The 1,294-nt window shown below is 51.5% G+C and carries 1 protein-coding gene; it reads left to right on the forward strand.

Annotation, left to right across the window (positions count from 1 at the left end):
* The first annotated feature begins 82 nt into the window (after positions 1-82).
* Positions 83-1,225: an integrase gene (locus tag BLS94_RS14400; protein ID WP_090962639.1), complete on the forward strand. Its 1,143-nt coding sequence runs from the start codon at positions 83-85 to the stop codon at positions 1,223-1,225.
* The last annotated feature ends 69 nt before the right edge of the window (positions 1,226-1,294 follow it).

Here is a 1,294-nt window from a genome sequence, read left to right on the forward strand (position 1 = left end):
GCGCCGAATTAAATGTAACCGAAAGGTATTCTGAGAAATAACGTTGCGCCATATTGAAGGTTACCGAAAAGGAGACCTTGATATGGTAAAGAGTGCCCGGCGGGAATACCTTGAAACCATTCGGAAACGTTATCGCAAGGCCTGCAAAAAAGACAAGAAGCCGATCCTGGATGAGTTTTGCACCAATTGCGCCTATCACCGCAAATACGCGATTCGTCTTCTCGGCCAGCGCCCCAGGCTGCGTGTTAAAAAGCCGGGCGCCAAGCCGGTCTACGATTCCGCGGCATTGCTCATGGCACTCAAGCGCATTTGGTTTGCCACCGATCAGATGTGCTCGAAGAAGCTCAAGGCCGCTATTTCACTGTGGCTGCCTCACTACGAACAGGAATATGGCGTGCTGCCACAATCCATCAAGACACAGCTGCTCGCGGTCAGCGCCCGCAGCATCGACCGGCTACTGAAGCCGATACGTGCGCAATCCACCCGGCATGGACTGTGCGGCACCAAGCCTGGCACCTTGCTCAAAAACCAGATCTGCATTCGCACTGAGCATTGGGATATCACCCGCCCGGGCTTTGTGGAAGCCGATACCGTGGCGCACTGCGGCAATAGCCTGGCTGGCGACTTTGTCTGGAGCCTGACCCTGACCGATATCCTCTCCGGTTGGACCGAGAACCGCGCCACCTGGAACAAGGGTGCACTTGGAGTCATGGCAAAGATCGAGGATATTGAAGCAACGCTGCCTTTTTCCATCCTTGGCTTCGATTGCGATAATGGCTCCGAATTCCTTAATCACCATCTGCACCGGTATCTGACCAATCGGCCTTCTCCCGCTCAATTCACCCGCTCCCGCCCCTACCACAAAAACGATAGCGCTCACGTCGAGCAAAAAAACTGGACACATGTACGCCAGCTCTTCGGCTATGACCGCTTCGATAAGCCCTCGCTGGTCAATCTCATGAACGACCTCTATCGCAACGAGTGGCGTACTTTCCAGAATTTCTTTTGCCCCACTCTCAAACTCAAGGAAAAGCAGCGTATCAACTCAAAATACATCAAAAAATATCACCCTCCCAAAACACCTTGTCAGCGGCTACTGGAGTCCGATCATGTCTGCCCGGAAACAAAAAAACAGCTGATGGCTGTCCTCCTCAATACCAATCCGTTTATCCTGAAGAAAATCATTCAGGCAAAACTTAAAATCATCTTCGATGCACTAAAATGAATTCCTTTCCTTATGGCACAACGTTAACTGCAAAACTGTTTCGGTAACCTTTTTCTATGGCGCAACGCG

This window comes from Nitrosospira sp. Nsp18, from assembly GCF_900103145.1.
Classification (GTDB): Bacteria; Pseudomonadota; Gammaproteobacteria; order Burkholderiales; family Nitrosomonadaceae; genus Nitrosospira.